17 protein-coding genes and 1 pseudogene are annotated in these 17,451 nt (G+C 47.4%); 9 read left to right on the top strand and 9 right to left on the bottom strand.

Going from position 1 to position 17,451, the window contains the following annotated elements; all coding sequences use genetic code 11:
- Positions 1-53: 53 nt before the first annotated feature.
- Positions 54-788, bottom strand: coding sequence for a potassium channel family protein (locus AB5062_RS15320; RefSeq protein WP_005841479.1), 735 nt, complete (start codon positions 786-788; stop codon positions 54-56).
- Positions 789-954: 166 nt separating this feature from the next.
- Here AB5062_RS15320 and gadC point away from each other — a divergent pair, with 166 nt between their 5' ends.
- On the top strand, positions 955-2,532 hold the full coding sequence (gene gadC, locus AB5062_RS15325; protein ID WP_005841477.1) for a putative glutamine/gamma-aminobutyrate antiporter GadC: 1,578 nt from the start codon (positions 955-957) through the stop codon (positions 2,530-2,532).
- 216 nt (positions 2,533-2,748) lie between these two features.
- Positions 2,749-5,022 (top strand): ATP-binding protein, encoded by a 2,274-nt coding sequence (locus AB5062_RS15330; protein WP_368326533.1) that lies wholly within the window; start codon positions 2,749-2,751, stop codon positions 5,020-5,022.
- 2 nt (positions 5,023-5,024) lie between these two features.
- Here the strand turns inward: AB5062_RS15330 and nhaA are convergent, their stop codons facing one another.
- From nhaA to AB5062_RS15370, 8 genes are all read right to left on the bottom strand, one after another.
- The gene (gene nhaA, locus AB5062_RS15335; protein ID WP_005841473.1) at positions 5,025-6,365 is read right to left on the bottom strand and encodes a Na+/H+ antiporter NhaA; all 1,341 of its coding nucleotides are present in this window, start codon (positions 6,363-6,365) and stop codon (positions 5,025-5,027) included.
- Between the two features lie 131 nt (positions 6,366-6,496).
- The gene (gene lepA, locus AB5062_RS15340) at positions 6,497-8,278 is read right to left on the bottom strand and encodes a translation elongation factor 4 (protein WP_005841470.1); all 1,782 of its coding nucleotides are present in this window, start codon (positions 8,276-8,278) and stop codon (positions 6,497-6,499) included.
- 119 nt (positions 8,279-8,397) lie between these two features.
- Entirely contained in the window at positions 8,398-9,060 is a 663-nt protein-coding gene (locus AB5062_RS15345) for a DUF4276 family protein (RefSeq protein WP_012055935.1), read from the bottom strand.
- 6 nt (positions 9,061-9,066) lie between these two features.
- Positions 9,067-10,155, bottom strand: a complete 1,089-nt coding sequence (locus AB5062_RS15350; RefSeq protein WP_012055936.1) for an AAA family ATPase — start codon at positions 10,153-10,155, stop codon at positions 9,067-9,069.
- A 200-nt stretch (positions 10,156-10,355) separates the two neighbouring features.
- Entirely contained in the window at positions 10,356-10,559 is a 204-nt protein-coding gene (locus AB5062_RS15355; protein WP_005841464.1) for a winged helix-turn-helix domain-containing protein, read from the bottom strand.
- A 156-nt stretch (positions 10,560-10,715) separates the two neighbouring features.
- A complete protein-coding gene (locus AB5062_RS15360; protein ID WP_005851583.1) occupies positions 10,716-11,219 on the bottom strand; it encodes a C-GCAxxG-C-C family protein in 504 nt (167 codons plus the stop codon).
- A 42-nt stretch (positions 11,220-11,261) separates the two neighbouring features.
- Positions 11,262-12,218, bottom strand: coding sequence for a D-2-hydroxyacid dehydrogenase (locus AB5062_RS15365; protein WP_007846502.1), 957 nt, complete (start codon positions 12,216-12,218; stop codon positions 11,262-11,264).
- 170 nt (positions 12,219-12,388) lie between these two features.
- A complete protein-coding gene (locus AB5062_RS15370; RefSeq protein ID WP_032945741.1) occupies positions 12,389-13,666 on the bottom strand; it encodes a replication-associated recombination protein A in 1,278 nt (425 codons plus the stop codon).
- A 240-nt stretch (positions 13,667-13,906) separates the two neighbouring features.
- Here AB5062_RS15370 and AB5062_RS15375 point away from each other — a divergent pair.
- The 7 genes and pseudogenes from AB5062_RS15375 to AB5062_RS15405 all read left to right on the top strand — a co-directional run.
- Positions 13,907-15,235, top strand: a pseudogene (locus AB5062_RS15375) (hypothetical protein); the annotation flags it as partial.
- A gap of 76 nt (positions 15,236-15,311) precedes the next feature.
- Positions 15,312-15,686, top strand: coding sequence for a hypothetical protein (locus AB5062_RS15380; RefSeq protein WP_007839242.1), 375 nt, complete (start codon positions 15,312-15,314; stop codon positions 15,684-15,686).
- 84 nt (positions 15,687-15,770) lie between these two features.
- Complete coding sequence (locus AB5062_RS15385) at positions 15,771-16,142, top strand: DUF4373 domain-containing protein (RefSeq protein ID WP_007839240.1); 372 nt, start codon at positions 15,771-15,773, stop codon at positions 16,140-16,142.
- 19 nt (positions 16,143-16,161) lie between these two features.
- On the top strand, positions 16,162-16,380 hold the full coding sequence (locus AB5062_RS15390; RefSeq protein WP_005811483.1) for a hypothetical protein: 219 nt from the start codon (positions 16,162-16,164) through the stop codon (positions 16,378-16,380).
- Between the two features lie 22 nt (positions 16,381-16,402).
- Complete coding sequence (locus AB5062_RS15395) at positions 16,403-16,837, top strand: hypothetical protein (RefSeq protein WP_032952874.1); 435 nt, start codon at positions 16,403-16,405, stop codon at positions 16,835-16,837.
- 132 nt (positions 16,838-16,969) lie between these two features.
- Complete coding sequence (locus AB5062_RS15400; RefSeq protein WP_229097101.1) at positions 16,970-17,221, top strand: hypothetical protein; 252 nt, start codon at positions 16,970-16,972, stop codon at positions 17,219-17,221.
- On the top strand, positions 17,178-17,438 hold the full coding sequence (locus tag AB5062_RS15405; protein ID WP_032952875.1) for a hypothetical protein: 261 nt from the start codon (positions 17,178-17,180) through the stop codon (positions 17,436-17,438). The genes AB5062_RS15400 and AB5062_RS15405 overlap by 44 nt, the downstream gene beginning before the upstream one ends.
- The last annotated feature ends 13 nt before the right edge of the window (positions 17,439-17,451 follow it).

The following is a 17,451-nucleotide window of genomic DNA, read 5'->3' on the forward strand; positions in this document are numbered from 1 at the left end:
TTATTGGCTACGAAGATAAGACTTTTTTCTTATTTTTGACGAAGTTCAAGCTATTATTTAGTATCCGCCGGCTCCGATTGTTGCGATTGATAATATTCCTCCTTCCGCTTGTTGGCCTGCTGCACCAGACTGGTGACGTATACCGTGAAAATGGGGAACATCATCATTCCCAAGGCGGCCAGCACCACCGACAGTATTTTCCCCGTAGGAGTGACGGCATAAATATTGCTCCCTACGGTAGTGACATCCATAAACGCCCACCACAGCGCACTCCAGTAGTCCGTCACCATAGGGTTCACCTTATGTTCCAGCACAAAGAAGATAAGGCTGGCAAAATACACGGTGGCCATCAGCATGGTGATGTACGAGGTAAACAGCCCGGACGCCTTGCTGCCCGACAGCCAGCCCACCACGATAGCCAGCGCATACCCTCCCCTCAGCAAAGGGATAAAGCGCAGGAAATAACTGATTTCGGGCGAGAAAGTGATGTGATAGAAATCAATGATATTTAAATAAGGTATAGATACCAGCAGGAAAATAAAATGGCTGGTGAAGTATCTTCCTTTTTCTTTCGAGAGGAAAAACTCCAGCAGGAAATCGAACAGGAAAAACATACATATCCAGAACTGAATCTTCAGATAAGAACCTTGATTCAGGAAAGGGATGTTATGAAAAGTATCTATCGAGATACTTATAACCAGAAAAAGGGACATCAACAGGATGAGTATATGCAAGATCCCGTAAATCCCCCTGCGGGAATAGATGAATGAGGAGAAAGCTGTTTTCATAAACGATACTGATTATATTGTTTTTTCTAGAAACACCCTTCCGGGTACGATTGTTTCATTCCGGATACCTTCCGGGTTAATAAACCTAAACGGATAAACATCATTTCCAGGGAGTTGTTATAAACTCCGTAAACAAAAAACATACATTTTTTAAAACCTAAACTTTATGGCAAACATTAGTAAATCAGTCAAGCTAGGGGTATTTACCCTCGCTATTATGAACGTGACTGCGGTAGTATCCCTGCGCGGGCTGCCTGCTGAAGCCGAATACGGACTGAGTTCGGCATTTTATTATTTATTCGCGGCCATCGTCTTCCTGATACCTACCTCGTTGGTAGCGGCGGAACTGGCGGCCATGTTCCAGGACAAGCAAGGCGGTGTGTTCCGATGGGTGGGTGAAGCCTACGGAAAGAAATTCGGCTTCCTCGCCATCTTCCTGCAATGGGTGGAAAGCACCATCTGGTATCCCACCGTCCTGACTTTCGGAGCCGTGGCACTGGCATTTATCGGCATGAGTGACACCCATGATATGGCCTTGGCATCCAACCGCTATTACTCACTGGCGGTGGTCTTGATTATCTACTGGCTGGCCACCTTCATTTCGCTGAAAGGCATGGGCTGGGTAGGCAAAGTGGCCAAAGTAGGCGGTATGGTAGGTACGATCATTCCTGCCGGCCTGCTGATGGTGCTGGCGGTGATTTACCTTGCTTCCGGCGGACAGAGCCAGATGAACTTTGACGGCAACTTCTTCCCCGATTTCAGCAACTTCGACAACCTGGTACTGGCTTCCAGCATCTTCCTGTTCTATGCCGGTATGGAAATGGGCGGTATCCATGTAAAAGACATGGAAAATCCTGCCAAGAACTATCCGAAAGCCGTATTCATCGGTGCGGCTATCACCGTGATCATCTTCGTGCTAGGCACCTTCGCACTGGGGATCATCATTCCCGAAAAGGACATCAACCTGACTCAGAGTCTGCTGGTAGGCTTTGATAATTACTTCAAGTATGTCCATGCTTCGTGGTTGTCGCCTATCATCGCCGTGGCTTTGGCATTCGGTGTGCTGGCAGGCGTGTTGACCTGGGTGGCAGGTCCGTCCAAAGGTATCTTCGCAGTGGGCAAAGCAGGTTATCTGCCTCCCTTCTTCCAGAAGACCAACGCCAACGGCGTACAGAAAAACATTCTGCTGATCCAAGGCCTTGCCGTAACCTTGCTCAGCCTGCTGTTCGTTGTGATGCCTTCCGTACAGAGTTTCTACCAAATCCTGTCACAGCTCACCGTATTGCTTTACCTTATCATGTATCTGCTGATGTTCAGCGGCGCCATTTATCTGCGTTACAATATGAAAAAGGCCCCGCGCCCGTTCCGCATCGGCAGCAAAGGCAACGGACTGATGTGGCTCATCGGCGGTCTGGGTTTCTGTGGTTCACTACTGGCATTCGTGCTCAGCTTCATTCCGCCCAGCCAGATTGCGGTAGGCAGCAACACCGTATGGTTTGCCGTTTTGATTATCGGCTGCATCGTGGTAGTCGCAGCTCCGTTCATAATCTACGCATCGCGCAAACCGTCATGGGTAGACAAGGATACACAGTTCGAACCGTTCCACTGGGAAGAACAGGCCACAACGGCACAGACAGCGGCTCCGGTTTCCGGCGCGGCTAAAAGTTCCGCTTCAAGCGCCTCTACAAACGCTGCCGCCGGACCGGCCTCTCAAAGTACCCCGTCTCCGGAGCAACACAAATAACCCCCGCTGACGGGTTGGCCCATTCCTTTTTATCACAGGCAATTCCGGTTCCTTGAAAAGCAAGAAGCATGTTTTTCAAGAAGCCGGAATTGCTGTTTTCCACCAACCGGGATGGTTATTTCCCTCTCTCTTCCAATAATTTCCTGTAAATCATAGCCGGAATTAAAGAAACATTCCTATCTTTGTCCCCCGGTTCACTTAATAATCACGTTTGACATGAAGCATAAGGCCTTTTTCATTTTTATGACAGCCCTTCTTATAGGGAGTCCGCTTTATGCACAAAAATATAAAATAGCCCTTATCCATTCCTACCAGGAAGGGTACAGCGGTGCAGGCATTGTAAACAAACTGTTTGTCAAAGGACTGAAAGACCAGCAAATAGACTTCCAGCTGCGCACCTTTTATCTGGATTGCGAGAAATACGAATCCGTAGAAGAAGAGCGACGGATTTCCGAGTTTGCAGATTCCATCCGCTCATGGGGAGGAGATTTGATTGCCGTGCTCGATGATCAGGCAACCTACTCTGTCATGGCTTGCGGAAACCCGTATGTCAGGCAGGTTCCCGTCGTATTCAGCGGAGTGAATTATCCCAACCAAGAGTTGCTGGCACAATATCCCAACATTACGGGCTACATAGACAAACCCGATTACCTCACCACCTGCCGGATGATAGAACGCATCATGGGCAAAGTCCGCATCCACATCCTGAACGGGCGGACCGTGCTTGACCGCCTTATCTGGAAAGACCTGAGCGAACAATGCAAAGGATCGGAAATCACCCTCCACCAATGGAAAAGACAAGAGGCCCGGCCCGACAAGCTGAATATCCCCATCAGTGACAAAGATGATACCGAATATGAATCCCTGTACGAAAAGCTGAACGAATACAACCAATTGGACTCCACCGTCGTAGTCCGCCTGTCCAGTGATTCCGTAGCTGCCCGCGACCTGATGTGGCTGTCCAGCGGGGTCTTCCAATACTCCCTGTTCCTGTATACCAAACGGGACTATACCACCCTGCGCATCGGCAGCCTGTTCGACAATCCCGGATTCGAAACCATCAACGAAGGATTCGGGATAAAGGAATACATGCTGGGAGGTTATTTCGCCCCCATCGAAACACAGCTAAGCGACATGACCGCCGGCATCAAAGAAAGACTGCAAGGAAAGATACCCGTCCCGGCGGTAAAACAAATCGCCAAACAGTACCTGGTCAACTGGCAGGCCATGAAGAGATACCAGATCCCCCTTGAAAGCATTCCACCGGAATATACCATCATGTACAGGCCGTGGAGGGAAAAATACGCAACCCCCATCCTGATTCTTGAAAGCCTCCTGGTCTTCACACTCCTTTTGGGGATAGCCTACCTTATTTATATCTATACACTGGAAAAAGGACGCAAAAAAGAAGCCTTGCGCAACCTCAGGTTCGAACACGAAGCATTAACGCTTGCACTGGAGGGAGGAAATACCTACGCGTGGTGTTTCGACGGAAAGACCGCCGTGCTCGACCAAGCTTTCTGCGAACTGACCAACAGTTCCCAAAACCTGTTGGGAATAGAGGAAATAGCCCACTATGTACACCCCGACGAACAAGCCCGGTTCAGAAAAAACGTATCCAACATACTACACCGGCAACGAAGAACAGCCCAATACCGTTGCCAATTCAACGACACCGGTTACCAATGGTGGGAATTCAGATACAGCGTGTTGCAGAATAATGAACAAAATCCTATCATCACCGGACTTCTGGTAAACATTCAGGAGATCAAAGACAAGGAAGAAGAACTGATACGCGCCCGCAAACTGGCGGAACAGGCGGAACTGAAACAATCCTTCCTGGCCAACATGAGCCATGAAATCCGTACTCCGCTTAATGCCATCGTGGGATTCTCCAACCTGCTCACTACCGAGAAAAACATCTCGGAAGAAGAGAAAAAAGAGTTTGCCTCCATCATAGACAACAATACCAGACTCTTGTTGAAGCTGGTCAATGATGTGCTGGAACTATCCCGCATAGAATCCGGCAATATGTCCTTTCATTGCGAGGATTGCAGCGCGCATCATTTCGCCGAAACGGTCTATCAGACCCATCAGGTAATTATTCTCCCTCCTGTGGAATTCATCAAAGAATTTCCCGACGAGGATGTGACCATACACATAGACCGTATGCGCCTCACCCAAGTCATCACCAACTTTTTGGGAAACGCCAAGAAGTTCACCTCCCAAGGACACATCAAACTGGGTTATTTCTGCGACAAAGAGAAAAAGGAAATCCATTTCTTCGTAGAAGATACCGGTGCGGGAATCCCTAAAGAAGAATTACAAATGATATTCGAGCGGTTCTACAAGCGGAATGAGTTTGTACAGGGGGTAGGGCTGGGACTCGCCATCAGCAAGGTCATTGTAGAAAAAATGAACGGACACATCGATGTGCAATCCGAGGTGAACAAGGGCAGCCGTTTCACCGCCGTACTGCCCTATCTGTAATTTTATTCCTGTGCAGGCTGTTTAGGCAGGGCGAACTGCAAGACCAGATACGCCAGCACACCCGCCAGCACCGTTCCCAGTATGACACCCATCTTTGCCTGCGTCAGCAACACCGGCGAATCCCCGAAAGAGAGGTTGGCTATGAACAAAGAAACCGTAAAACCGATACCTCCCAAAAGACAGATACCTGTCAGGTTCACCCAGGTCATGCCTTTCAGCAGTCCGGCGAACCCCATCTTTATCACCAGCCAGGTAAAGAAATAAATGCCGGCAAACTTACCCGCCAGCAATCCCGCCAGCACCGCCCAGGTAGCCATCCCCACTTCCAGACCGCCATGATCCGCCGTGAGCGAGACACCCGCATTGGCAAAGGCGAACAAGGGAAGAATAATATAATTCACCATTCCATGCAGACTGTCTTCCAATGACTGCAAGGGAGAGATGACACGGTCCGAGGAAGACTCGATGCTTTTCAGCACATTGATCTGCATCTTGCTTAACACAACACTTTCCTTGTCACTGGCAGGAAAGACAGCAATGTTCTCGCGGATGCGGTTAATGTACTTACCTATCTTGTAATGAGGAGTGGCGGGAACCGTGAAGGCTGCGACAACTCCCGCAATGGTAGCGTGGATGCCGCTCTGCAAAAACAGATACCACATAATCACTCCCCAGAAAATATAAAACCAACGGTTGCGCACCCGGAAGAAATTCCCGCCGCAAAGTATCAGCAGGATACCCGCCGAAGCAATCAGGTAGTTCACCGACAGATGAGAGGTGTAAAAAAGGGCGATGACCAGAATGCCGCCGATATCATCGACCACAGCGAAAGCGGTCAGAAAGACTTTCAAGCTCAGCGGAACCCGCTTGCCGAACAGGCTGAGCACTCCCAGCGAAAAGGCGATATCCGTAGCCATCGGTATGGCCAGACCACTTTGGGCCGGAGTTCCCGCCGTCATGAAATAATAGATCAGCACCGGAACCAGCATACCGCCGCACGCCGCCACGATGGGCAAAAGCGCCTGCCGGAAACTGGACAACTCGCCCACCAGTATCTCACGCTTTATCTCCAGCCCCACACTGAAGAAAAAGACAGCCATCAAAGCATCGTTGATAAAAGTCATCAAGGTCATGTGATGCCCGTTATGACTGAAGAAATTAAATTCTCCTATCTGAAGATGCACCTCGTAATTCCAAAAGGAGGCATAAATATCCCCCCACGGAGAATTGGCCAGGAACATAGCCAGCAAGACTACCCCCATCAGCAACATCCCTCCATTAATATGATAGTGCGCCGCCCGCTGGAAGGAAAAGTTCAAGTTCAGAATTTTCAGTTTTTCCATATCAATTGAATTTAAGAGTTTGTGATAAATTGCCATCAAAACACAAGCCCTTCCTGTTATTGACTTTTTAATTTCAACTAACAGAAAGAGCCCGCTTATTGTTTGCTCCCCAGAGCTTGTTTATTCTTGAATTAATCCAGCTTCAGAACGGCCAGGAACGCCTTTTGCGGTACTTCCACATTACCGATCTGTTTCATTCGTTTCTTACCTCTTTTTTGTTTTTCCAACAATTTACGCTTACGGCTCACGTCACCGCCATAACACTTCGCGGTCACATCCTTGCGCACCGCCTTGATGGTTTCCCTTGAGATAATCTTCGCCCCGATAGCTGCCTGAATGGCAATATCAAACTGCTGGCGCGGAATCAGCTCTTTCAGTTTCTCACACATACGCTTGCCCAGGTTATAGGCATTGTCCACATGTGTCAGGGTAGAAAGCGCATCCACCGGCTCACCGTTCAACAAGATATCCAGCTTCACCAGTTTGGAAGGGCGGAAACCCGACTGATGGTAGTCAAAGGAAGCATATCCTTTCGAGATACTCTTCAGCTTGTCATAAAAGTCAATCACGATTTCACCCAGCGGCATCTTGTAGTGAATCTCCACCCGGTTGCCCGACACATAATTCTGCCGCACCAGTTCGCCGCGCTTGCCCAGACACAGTGTCATGATAGGGCCGATGTAATCGGTGGCGGTAATGATCGTGGCATCAATGAAAGGTTCCTCGATGTGGTCAATCAGCGTCGGATCGGGCATACCGCCGGGATTATGCACCTCGTTGGCATGTCCCTGCTTGTCATACACCATGTACGACACGTTGGGCACGGTCGTAATCACATTCATATCAAACTCGCGGTCCAGACGTTCCTGAACAATCTCCATGTGAAGCAATCCCAGAAAACCGCAACGGAATCCGAAGCCCAGAGCCAGTGAAGACTCCGGCTGGAAAGTCAGCGAGGCATCATTCAGCTGAAGTTTCTCCAGCGAAGCGCGGAGGTTCTCGTAATCTTCCGCCTCGATAGGATAAACCCCGGCAAACACCATCGGCTTCACTTCCTCGAATCCGGCAATCGCCTTTTCACACGGACGGGCGATGTGAGTGATGGTATCCCCCACCTTCACCTCGCGCGAGGTCTTGATGCCCGAAATGATATACCCCACATCTCCTGTGCGCAGTTCCGCACGGGGAATCATATCCATTTTCAGCACACCGATCTCATCTGCATCATACTCCTTGCCGGTATTGAAGAATTTCACCTTGTCCCCTTTGCGGATCACCCCGTTCTCTATTTTAAAATACGCGATGATCCCACGGAAAGAATTGAATACCGAGTCGAAAATCAAAGCCTGTAGCGGCGCCTCCTCGTCCCCCGTCGGGTGCGGGATACGTTCCACCACCGCCTTCAATATCTCCTCCACCCCCATTCCGGTCTTGCCGGAGGCACGGATAATATCCTCATGTTTGCAGCCCAGCAGGTCGATGATTTCATCTTCCACCTCATCGGGCATGGCACTCGCCATATCACATTTGTTCAGCACGGGAATGATTTCCAGGTCATGCTCCAACGCCATGTACAGATTCGAGATAGTCTGCGCCTGCACTCCCTGCGAAGCGTCCACAATGAGCAGCGCCCCTTCACAGGCGGCTATGGAACGGGATACCTCGTATGAAAAGTCCACGTGTCCCGGAGTGTCAATCAGATTCAGTACATACTTCTCTCCCCCATACTCGTACTCCATCTGGATGGCATGGCTCTTGATTGTAATACCTCTCTCCTTTTCCAGGTCCATATCGTCAAGCATCTGCCCTTCGGTTACCTGGATGGTTTTTGTAAACTCCAACAAACGGTCGGCCAAGGTCGATTTCCCGTGGTCTATATGTGCTATAATGCAAAAATTACGGATATTCTTCATCTTCGTCACTTAAATTTCGCGCAAATATACAAAAACTCGCTCATATACGGATGAATTTTGCAGGAATAATACAAACCATCTGAAATCAAAACCAGAAGATTTGCCAACAATATTCATTCTTAAAAGTGGCCGTTCTTAAGTCCTTCCTCCAATTTTTCCATCCATTTATTAAAACGAGGACATTTGCCTCGAATATCATCTATATCCAGCGCCTCAAGAATCATCTCCCCGTCAGCAGTCTTCTCATACGGGAATATCCTCATCAATCGTTTGGAAGGAGCGGTATCCGCCCCTCCGTTTATATCTTCGGGGGTAGGATATGAATCTATTATCCGCTGCAATTCATCCAAGCTTTCCTGATCATCCACCACAACATTGAAACCGTCCATACTGGTATACATCAGGGATTCAATCTCATGCCGTTGGATATAAGGCAGAAAACAGGAAGCATCCATAAATTCCGTTACCTTTTCTTTTATCCCCTGTTCCATATCCGGCAGTCTCAAACTGTCTGTGGTATAGCCGGGAAAATCTGTAGGAAGTCTGAAAAAGTCAAGCAAGGTTGTGATTAACACGTTTTTTGTCGCAGCCACCCGTGAAACGTCATTCTTCAGATATTCAAAACCCACATTCCCACCTTTTTTATTCAATTTTCTGTTCGTTAAGATTTTCTGGGCATTCATAGGATTAGTAAATCCTTTCGAATACAAATAGGGAATTACACGCTTCTGAATAAAACTCACTTCCGTATCGCCTTCAACTATAAACACTACTCTTTTCATTCCCACTCAATTTAAAGGCTGCCCGCCAATGACATTCTTCTCCCATATTTCTCCCAAGCTGTAATCTTCCAGCCAATGCGCTAAATTCTCAGAATCAAGCCGGTTGAAAACAGTCGCGTTGTCTTTACGATCCACAACAATGATATCTTCCGGTTCAAAGTTATCCACCAAATTGACAGATTGAGTGGAGATAATTATCTGAGCTTCTCTGGAAGCTTTTTTGATCAAAGCAGCCAGTTTGTTGACCGCTACCGGATGTAGTCCGAGTTCCGGCTCGTCAATGATGACCGTCTTTGGCAGATCCGGCTGAAGCAACAAGGTTGCCAGACAGATAAAACGCAGCGTTCCGTCTGATAACTGGTACGCATTAAAATACGTATCAACAGCTCCCTTCTGCTTCCACTCCAGCTGGATCAGCTGTTCGTTCAAGCGGTTGGGCATTAAACAGAATCCCTCAAAAAAAGGAGAAACCGAAGCTACCGCCTTTTCTATACGTGTGAAATGTTTTGGATGCTTTTCTTTCAGATAATATAAGAATGCGGCAATGTTAGCCCCATTGTTCTTCAAGCTGACATTATCATCCATATTACATTTTCCTTTCATGGGGGAACGGTCTCCCGTATCATGGAAATGATACACCTCAAATTCGCGTAAGAAGCTGTTTACATAAAATGCCTGTCCGGTATGGTCGTTCTTAAATGAAGATTCCTGCTTGTTGACCTCGTGCAGTTGTTTGTGCCAGGATACCCCATTGTGATAAGCCGTATCAATACGCTCAATAAATAAAGAATCCTGAGCCTCTTTCATATTTACAATAAAACGATTATGAGCATCCTTACCGCGTTCCGCAAAAAACAAGTCAAAGGACAAATGATCAGTTTCTTTTTTTCCCATATACAACAAACTGTCGGAGCCGCCTTTGGTGAGAACATAATTCTGAAGATTCCGCTCGTACAGGTTATGTATAAGAGTAAAGGCAGAAATGAAATTGCTCTTTCCTATTCCATTCCCACCTATCAATATATTTATGGGAAACAGCTCTACAGTTTGTTCCTTTATTGATTTGTATCCTTCAATCGTTATTTTCTGTATCATCAAAATTTTGTTTACATTCTCAAACAACAATACAAAAGTAGCTTTTTTGCCTGAATACTACAATTTTGCCGGTTGCAAATCTCTTATTTTTCATTTCTTTTATAGATATCTCAGACTTCAACAAATATACAAAAAAAATGCGTTGACAACATACCAAACGATGTGCCAACGCATTTTTTTATGAGTTTAAAATCTTCTTCTTACACCAATTTTACAAAGATCTCGCCTTCCACTTCAGAAGTAACGACCTTATCTTCTCTCAGCAGCCAGCCCAGCCCCAGGAAGAAATCCTTGTCAGCTTTCAGTTTGGTTGCTTTCTTGATTTGTTTTTGTGTCAAACCTTCAGTTCCATTCAGTGCTTCCCAGATCTGTCCGGCCAAAGCACCTGCTTTTTCTTTCAACATTTTCAATTTGCTTTTAGTTAAACGTTAACCGCACCCACACATTCCGATGTGAATGTTTGTGTTTCTTATCGCTTGCAAAGATACACAAAATTATGTTATTCAACACTTTTGCATCGAAAAAGTTTGTATTTCTATAAGAAAAAGCGATTTTTCAACCTATTTTTTTTGTTTTTCGAGGTGTTCGCTCCAAATCCGGGCCGCTTCCTCTACCATTCTTGCACAAGGACGCTTGGCGTAATACCGTTCCGTCCTTGCTTCCGGTGTGGATACTACCGGCTCTTTTCCGGACAATCCCAACAAATCGGCACACCGCAGGGCGCCGTTCCGCTTCTTGAATTCTTCGGCCAGTTCCTGCACCAGAGCGTAATTCGCCGCCTTGCTCTCACGGTCTTTCCCCTCGATGGCGCACTTCTCCAGCCCGGCCAGCAGGAACATGCCGCAAGCAGCACCGCAGGTTTCACGCATCCGCCCTATGCCGCCGCCGAAAGAGGCGGACATGTGCAGGGCCTGTTCACGGGTGAAACCATACAGATCGGCAAAAGCCGTCACTACGGACTGGGAGCAGTTATATCCTTCCTTGAACAAGGCAACGGCCTTTGCCACCCTGTCCTCTTCCCTAACTTCCGTATGCAAATCCAACGTATTCTTGTCTTCTTCCATTTTTCTTACCTCCTTCTTTTCTTTCCGTCTTTTCCTTTGTTCTCATTCCGCCACATTGTTTACAATCTCACCCTTGATGAATCCTTTCAAGTTCCCCACCGCAATCCGCATCAGCCGGACACGGGCTTCTTTCGTGGCCCAGGCGATATGCGGCGTAATGAAGCAGTTCTTCGCCGTCAGCAGGGGGTTGGTATATTGGGGAGGCTCGGAAGAAAGCACGTCCAGTCCGGCAGCCGCTATCACACCCTTGTTCAGTGCGTCGGCCAGGTCTTTCTCGTTCACCAAGGGACCGCGGCCGGTATTTATCAGAATGGCTGTCGGTTTCATAAGGGCCAGGCGGGCGGCATTGACCAGCTCTTTGGTATCGGGTGTAAGGGGGCAGTGCAGGCTCACCACGTCACATTCGCGGAACAGCTCATCCAGCTCCATTTTCCGGATTCCTCCGGGAAGTTGTGACTGCGGCTTGGAAGTATAGGCGCATACCTGCATTCCGAAAGCGGCAGCGATGCGCGCCGTCGCCTGTCCGGTGTTTCCCAAGCCGATGATTCCCAGTTTCTTCCCGTCCAGTTCCACCAGGTCGGTATCCCAGTAGCAGAAGTCGGGGTTGTTCGCCCAACGCCCGTGACGGTTGGCATAGGCATAATGGCCTACACGCTGGGTGATGTTCAGTATATGCGCAAAGACCATCTGGGCAACGGAAGCGGTGCTGTAGGCAGGTATGTTGGTGACAATGATGCCCCGCGCTTTCGCAGCCTGGATGTCCACAATATTATATCCCGTAGCCAGCACGCCGATGTATTTCAAGGCAGGCAGAGCGGCCATATCCTCCGCCGTAATCACCGTTTTATTTGTAATCAGCACTTCCGCTCCGGCAGAACGCTCCAATAACTCGGCAGGGGCCGTGCGGTCGTACACCGTCAGCTCGCCCAACGCCCGCATCTCCTCCCATGACAAATCACCGGGATTCAATCCGTAACCGTCTAAAACTACTATTTTCATATGCTCAAAAGTTAAATTTCATATTTTGTTCATTTATTCGGTTAGATTGGAACGCGAATGACGCAAATTAACAGCTGCACAGCATGGATATAAACCGGCCGGAAGGTTGGATTTATGTCATTTGCGTTCCAATTTTTAATTTTATAGCACAGGATCAATGCAATTCATTTTCATTCCTTGAACCGTTCCCCCCAGAGGCTCTGCATCCGTTCCTTTATCTTCGCTTCCTGCGCATTGTTCTGCGGATGCCAGATGCGGCTTCCCTTCACCTCGTCCGGCAGGAACTGCTGCTGCACGAAATTGCCCTGATAGGCATGTGCATACTTATAATCCTTGCCATAGCCCAACTGTTTCATCAACTTGGTGGGTGCGTTGCGCAGATGCAAGGGAACAGGCAGGTTGCCCGTCTGCCGCACCAGTTCCAGGGCACTGTTGATCCCCTCGTATGCCGAGTTGCTCTTGGGGCTGGTGGCCAGATACACCGTAGCTTCCGCCAGCGGGATACGCCCCTCAGGCCATCCTATCTTCATCACGGCATCAAAAGCAGCGTTCGCCAGGAGCAATGCGTTGGGATTGGCCAGACCGATATCCTCGGCTGCCGAAATGACCAGTCTGCGGGCTATGAAAGCCGGGTCCTCTCCGGCCTCCACCATACGCGCCAGCCAGTAGAGCGCCCCGTCCGGATCACTTCCGCGGATGGACTTGATAAAGGCGGAAATGATATCATAATGCATCTCCCCGTCCTTGTCATACGCCAACGGATTCTGCTGCAAACGCTCGGTCACCTTCTCATCCGTAATCACCACGGGTCCGGCATCCGCATCCGCCTCCACCACCAGCTCCAGTATGTTCAGCAGCTTGCGGGCATCGCCTCCCGAAAAGCGGAGCATGGCATCCGTCTCCTTCAGCTCTATCTTCTTTTCTTTCAGTATCACGTCCTTTGCGATGGCATTATGCAGCAGTTCCAGCAAATCCTCCTTCTCCAATGATTTCAGCACATACAGCTGGCAGCGGGAGAGCAAGGGCCGGATCACCTCGAACGAGGGATTCTCGGTGGTGGCGCCTATCAGGGTCACCACTCCCGTCTCCACCGCCCCCAACAGGGAATCCTGCTGGGACTTGCTGAACCGGTGGATTTCATCAATGAACAGGATGGGGCTGGCCTGAGAGAAAAAACGGTTGCTTCTCGCCTTCTCTATCACATCGCGCACATCCTTCACACCGGAGGTGACCGCACTCAGTGTATAAAAAGGAGTTTCCAGCTTGTTGGCTATGATCTGCGCCAGCGTGGTCTTCCCCACCCCCGGAGGCCCCCAGAGGATAAAGGAGGAGATGCGTCCCGCGTCGATCATCTTGCGCAAGACAGCCCCCGGCCCCACCAGGTGTTTCTGACCTATATAATCGTCCAATGTCTTCGGACGCAAACGTTCTGCTAAAGGTTGTGCCATATCTTCATCTTTATTTCGGATAACAAAAATACAGCATATTTTCCTATGAACAAAGCCCAGGGCAACAATATAGGATTTATTTTTTTTGAGGCAAAAAAATAAAAGAACATAAAAAACAGGGACTCATACAAAATGAAATACAGGTTCTTTGTCCGTCTGATCCAAAACAATTATTTTTGCAACCCTTTTCCAAAAGAGTGATTATTTCAAATTTAAATGTAATTCTAATAAAGACAGACGATGAAAAAACTTTTTTCCACCAGCCTGTTGATTTTAGCAGGTATGCTTTTACTGCTGGGCAGCTGCAAAGAGGACGAACTTCCGGTTTCCGGAGAAGGAAACGTGGCAAACAACGAATTGCCCGTCCGGCTGGCCGAAACGGATTATAACCCGAACAACACGTATTACCTGCTGAATGACAATGAATCCCAGGATGTTTATTTCGACTCCGGCCAGCGCAGCTTCTACGTCAGCCGGCCTCTTCAGTTCGGAATGGACGACGAGCACTGTTTCCAACTCCGTTTCTATAGTCCCAGAGCCTTGAAAAACGTGACTTTCTGGGCCAGGATAGACGGTTACGAGGAAGAATTCAAGTTCATGTCGCTGGAAAAGATCATGCCTTTCCAGCAACTCCGGGTACACATACCGTTCGCCACCAAGGACCTGACCGCCTATACCCGCAGCGGAAAGAAAATACGGATCATGGCAAACCCCTACCTCACGGAAGAAAACCTGACCTTCACCGTAGAGTGTGACGACCCGTACTGGGCAAGGCTACAATCCATCCGGTGCAAATGGTACATCGCCTTCGGCAGATACAGTGACACCCAAGACAGCTGGAAGTACAAGATGAAGGCTTCGCACACGCGTGAGGCGGTGGCCATCGCGCTGAACATGGCGTATATGTTCTCGTCGGAACGGTTCAAGACTGCCCTGTACGAGTTCGGCCCGCTGCACAGCAACAATGACAAGACGGAAATAGACAAGACCGCCCTGCTGGCCAACGTGCTCAACCACCGCGGACTGACCTTCGGCTATACCACCGGCGTGATGGGACTGGGCGGAGGAACCACCTTCGGCATGCATGAAGTGTGTTATCTGGAACACTATGCCGATGACAAAAGCATCACCGAAACCATATTCCACGAGTTTGCCCACTGTGTGGGCTACGGCCATGCGGGAAACATGACTTACGAACAGACGGGACCGGGGTGGATCACCCTGTGCAACAACGTATATGTGGCGCTGTCGCTGGACAAGGAGCTGCCCGTCTATTCCCGCCGCTTCCTGCACACCCGCTGGAGCAGGAACCGTTATTTTGATGATATATACGTGGCTTCGAAACACATTATCGAAGACCCGGAACTCGATGCGCTGGACGGCGGCCTGTCTCCCCTGCGCGGAGAGACCGACCGGGGAGGAAACGACGGGGAGCCGGTGGCGTTCAAGCTGGATTATACCGACTTGCCCGGCGCTACGGGAACCACCTTCCGCCCCAAGGATGTATATGTGTACGGAGATACCCTGTATGCCGTGAACGATGCGGACAACCAGTACAGCGTAGAGGTGTAACTCGTAACTTTGCCGCATCACTTTTTCGTAACATTAAATATTTCACTTTACGAAAACTATATTTATGTAGAAAATGGATGCAAAAAAGATTACAGAAGACTACCACGACTGGCATAACATTGCCGAACTTCGACTTCTTGGCTTGAGCCGTTCTCAAATAGCAAAGAAGCTGCAACTTCCTCCCGGCAGAGTCATGCGGCTTTCCCGATTAAATGTTGATGAGCTTCTTCAACATGGCAATCGTCCGCGCCCTTCTTATTCCTGCCGTCTCGATCCTTATGAGGAGTCAGTTAAGCATTTGCTGATAACCTGTCCTTATTATTCTTCCACCCAAATTCATGAATATCTAAAGGAGAATAATCCCTCTTTTCCAAAAGTCTGTGAAAAGACTGTTTTCAATTACGTAAAAAAAATACGTAAAAGATACGATATACCTGCAAGAGTATAATTTTTTGCAGCAACAATCTTTTGTTCAGAATTCAATAAGAATCTGAACTGCATCCTTATTACCGAAATTTAAATAAAAGACATTATGAAATCCGTTATTTCAGACAATAAGATTATTCCATTCCTGCCTTGTTATAAAAGGACATCACAGTTGCATGAAACCAAAGTTAGTGATCTGAAAACTGTATATGGATGTAATGGATATGCGGTTTATGATTATATAGAAAATGAGATATTCCGTACAGGAAACCATTCATTGTATTGGTGTAAGAATATGCTTTGCAGAGTAGCGGACTATTGGGCACTCTCTCCGGAAGAAGTGGAGAAAATCGTGGAGTATTGTATTCAGGTTGACTTGTTCAATGCTGAGTTGTATACCAAGTATCATATTCTTACATCCGCAGAAATCAGGCAACAGTATAATAATGCCGGTTTCTTCATGGCTGTCAATTCATAATCACTAATCCGAAAATACTATGTTGATAAGATGTGAAATGTTAAAAAAACTGGCAAACGCTTTTATAGAGGTAGCCAAAGAGGAGAACCTGCCTGTAAATATCACAATGGGCAGGTCTTATACAGACTCCGGCGGTTCCAGACAAGTTGGTATTATTCTTGAATTTGACAGTTGGAACTCGAAAATCATCAATGATAAATTAGCTGACACCATCAACAGAATCTTCGAACTTAAATAATATATAATAGAAAGGGAGCAATATGGAAATATTAACGGCCCTGCAATGGGCTAAAAAGGGTTTTATTCCCAATGAGGGGACCAAAGGTACAAAACAATGGACTAACAGCTTTTACTCTGCCAAAGCTGTCTATTTCAAAGACAGTGAGGTCCATGAAGATAAGGACACTGCCAAAGCCATCCTTTTTGCCAAAAGGAAGGAGTACCGGGATGTAGCCAAGAAACGGAAAGAGAAAAGAATAAAAAATGCTGCATACCGAGAGAAAATGAAAACCCAGTGGCAATGGTTACAGGAGGGAAGAATACCTAACGATAATGCCAGATGGGAAGTTGGAGAGGAGCTGAATAAGATGTTTTGTACATGTGCTTACGGAAGCAACTACTGTTATTGCCATATTGATGAAACACATATACCCAAAGATAGTGAAGAGATGCAAAAAGCCATTTTTGATTTTTAACAGAAATAACTGGGTATGACTATAAACAGAGTAAAAAAGAAGTTTTGCTCAATAACTAATAACAAATAAGAAATGAGTCACATAGATAGCACAAGAAAATCGTATTCATTTCCATACGAGATAACGGTCTGTATGACCAAAGAGGAATGTAAGATATTGCTTCCGTTCTTTCAGAAAGCATATAAGAGTGTAAAATCAAAATACGAAAAGTATAATGATATTCACAATGGAGGGGAGGCTACGGAAAGAGAAGAAAATCTTCTTATGAAATACTCTGAGCAGTTGGAAAGACTGGAGAGTGTTTTATCATCTATTGATGAAATTTTAAAACAAGAAAGAAATGAACGATATACTATTCAAAAAAATAAAAAGAGCAAACAGTAAATATGCTGAATACTTATTGGCTTGCGATAAAGTAGCTAAAGCAGCCCAAAAGCATATAAATTGGAACGATAGCGTAGGTTGTGCCTATATGCCGGGTGACGGTCTTTGCATAGAGATTGAAGCCTATGTTTGCCCAGCTACAAGATTTTTTGAGCTACCTGAGATTATCGGTAATGATATGATTGATGAATACACATATCGAATCAGTTGCATTTAATTTAAAAGGAACA

Origin of the sequence: Phocaeicola sp. RTP21359st1_B8_RTP21360_211022, from assembly GCF_040911965.1 — a bacterium.
Taxonomy (GTDB): Bacteria; Bacteroidota; Bacteroidia; order Bacteroidales; family Bacteroidaceae; genus Phocaeicola; species Phocaeicola vulgatus.

Excerpts from the sequence above, each read along its gene's own strand:
- AB5062_RS15405 (WP_032952875.1), top strand. The coding sequence starts at position 17,178 with ATGAACGATATACTATTCAAAAAAATAAAAAGAGCAAACAGTAAATAT.
- gadC (WP_005841477.1), top strand. The coding sequence starts at position 955 with ATGGCAAACATTAGTAAATCAGTCAAGCTAGGGGTATTTACCCTCGCT.
- AB5062_RS15345 (WP_012055935.1), bottom strand. The coding sequence starts at position 9,060 with ATGAAAAGAGTAGTGTTTATAGTTGAAGGCGATACGGAAGTGAGTTTT.
- AB5062_RS15350 (WP_012055936.1), bottom strand. The coding sequence starts at position 10,155 with ATGATACAGAAAATAACGATTGAAGGATACAAATCAATAAAGGAACAA.
- AB5062_RS15355 (WP_005841464.1), bottom strand. The coding sequence starts at position 10,559 with ATGTTGAAAGAAAAAGCAGGTGCTTTGGCCGGACAGATCTGGGAAGCA.
- lepA (WP_005841470.1), bottom strand. The coding sequence starts at position 8,278 with ATGAAGAATATCCGTAATTTTTGCATTATAGCACATATAGACCACGGG.
- AB5062_RS15385 (WP_007839240.1), top strand. The coding sequence starts at position 15,771 with ATGAAATCCGTTATTTCAGACAATAAGATTATTCCATTCCTGCCTTGT.
- AB5062_RS15330 (WP_368326533.1), top strand. The coding sequence starts at position 2,749 with ATGAAGCATAAGGCCTTTTTCATTTTTATGACAGCCCTTCTTATAGGG.
- AB5062_RS15395 (WP_032952874.1), top strand. The coding sequence starts at position 16,403 with ATGGAAATATTAACGGCCCTGCAATGGGCTAAAAAGGGTTTTATTCCC.
- nhaA (WP_005841473.1), bottom strand. The coding sequence starts at position 6,365 with ATGGAAAAACTGAAAATTCTGAACTTGAACTTTTCCTTCCAGCGGGCG.
- AB5062_RS15390 (WP_005811483.1), top strand. The coding sequence starts at position 16,162 with ATGTTGATAAGATGTGAAATGTTAAAAAAACTGGCAAACGCTTTTATA.
- AB5062_RS15365 (WP_007846502.1), bottom strand. The coding sequence starts at position 12,218 with ATGAAAATAGTAGTTTTAGACGGTTACGGATTGAATCCCGGTGATTTG.
- AB5062_RS15360 (WP_005851583.1), bottom strand. The coding sequence starts at position 11,219 with ATGGAAGAAGACAAGAATACGTTGGATTTGCATACGGAAGTTAGGGAA.
- AB5062_RS15370 (WP_032945741.1), bottom strand. The coding sequence starts at position 13,666 with ATGGCACAACCTTTAGCAGAACGTTTGCGTCCGAAGACATTGGACGAT.
- AB5062_RS15320 (WP_005841479.1), bottom strand. The coding sequence starts at position 788 with ATGAAAACAGCTTTCTCCTCATTCATCTATTCCCGCAGGGGGATTTAC.
- AB5062_RS15380 (WP_007839242.1), top strand. The coding sequence starts at position 15,312 with ATGGATGCAAAAAAGATTACAGAAGACTACCACGACTGGCATAACATT.
- AB5062_RS15400 (WP_229097101.1), top strand. The coding sequence starts at position 16,970 with ATGACCAAAGAGGAATGTAAGATATTGCTTCCGTTCTTTCAGAAAGCA.